Source organism: Mesorhizobium sp. M0802, assembly GCF_040320115.1.
Taxonomy (GTDB): domain Bacteria; phylum Pseudomonadota; class Alphaproteobacteria; order Rhizobiales; family Rhizobiaceae; genus Mesorhizobium.
Genome location: NZ_JAMYOY010000057.1, coordinates 1 through 1,463, shown reverse-complemented (window position 1 = coordinate 1,463; position 1,463 = coordinate 1). Strand labels below are relative to the sequence as shown.

Genomic DNA, 1,463 nt, shown 5'->3' with positions numbered 1-1,463 from the left:
TCGACGCCCGATCTCTTGATCAAATTCAGAACCTCTTCGTAGAGATGCAAATCACGCGCGGCTTTGCCGGTTTCGGGGTTGCGTACATGGATATGCACGATGGCTGCGCCCGCGTTGGCCGCTTCAATCGATGCGTCGGCGATCTGTCGCGGTGTTACAGGCACGTTGACGGACTTGCCAGCGGTGTCACCGGCGCCTGTCACCGCACAAGTGATGAATACGTCACGGCTTGGGTTGAGCCCCATTTTCCCTACTCCTATTTTGATCGGCTGATCTGCCGCAAGCTTCTGTTGTCGTGATCGACAGGCTCTGGCGCACTGAAACCTGCTCTGTCCAGAACCGAGTGGCGCACGAGAACTTTGCCATCCAACGTGGGACTCGGACTGCGCAGAAAACATCGCTGGCCGCCATGGAATTTCAGAATCACCTTGATCTTTGATCAAATACAGGTTAGCTCTCTCTCTGGCAATAAAAAAATGGCCACGTCGCAGCCGACTGCCGCGCATGAGGGGTACCAAGATGATAAAGGGAGTTGATCGCATGTCTCTTAAAGTATTCGCCGCGACCATCATGCACGAGAGCCATACCTTCAGCATAACGCCGACCACTCTGGATAACTTTCGGAACTGCGAATATCTTGAGGGTGACGCGATAGACGGGGCGATGCGAGGAACGCGCAGCGAATGGGGTGCGGTACTCGATCTTGCCGACGAGTTCGGCTGGAATCTTGTGGCCCCGCTCTTCGCCTATGGTGAGCCCGCGGGCAAGGTCACGGACCACGCCTTCGATCACATGATGGGAATCATCACCCGCGCGCTCGAACGGGCGATGCCCGTGCACGGCGTAATACTGCCGCTGCACGGCGCCATGGTCACCGAGAGCCACGACGACGCCGAGGGGGAGATCCTCCGGCAAGTACGGTCGATCGTCGGGCGCGAAGTGCCCATCGCCGTCAGCCTGGACATGCATGCGAACGCGACCGAAGACATGGCGAGTTTGGCCAACATCATCACCACCTACCGGACGACGCCGCATACCGACATGTACGAGACCGCCGAGCGTGCCGGCCGGCTGCTGCAGCGAGCCATGCTGGGTGAGATCAAGCCAAGCGTCACGCTGGCGAACCGCCCAGTCCTGACCGGGCTGGACCACGGTCGCACCATTGCCGGACATGGGCCAATGATCGAGATGCTGGCGAGGGTGCGCGAGGCCGAGGTCCAAACGCCGGGCGTGCTCGATATCGGCGTAAATGCCGGCTTCGACTTCGCCGACGTGCCGTTCACCGGGCCCTCGGTGCTGGTCACCGGCGATGGAGTGCGGCCGGAATACCGAGAAGTTGCCGAACGGCTGGCCGACTTCATCTGGGAGAGCCGTGGCCGCGAAACGGTCCGGCTACTCCCCATGGACGAGACCATCAGCATCGCCCGCGAGGCCGCTCCATCCGGCTCGGGTCCGTTGCTGAT

At 60.6% G+C, this 1,463-nt stretch carries 2 protein-coding genes; one reads left to right on the top strand and one right to left on the bottom strand.

All coding sequences use genetic code 11. From position 1 onward, the window contains the following. A partial coding sequence (locus NKI10_RS30830) for a 3-keto-5-aminohexanoate cleavage protein (protein WP_352862610.1) occupies nucleotides 1-245 on the bottom strand: 245 nt, incomplete at its 3' end. Between the two features lie 295 nt (nucleotides 246-540). Between NKI10_RS30830 and NKI10_RS30825 the strand changes: the two genes are divergently transcribed. After that, a partial coding sequence (locus tag NKI10_RS30825) for a M81 family metallopeptidase (protein ID WP_352862609.1) occupies nucleotides 541-1,463 on the top strand: 923 nt, incomplete at its 3' end.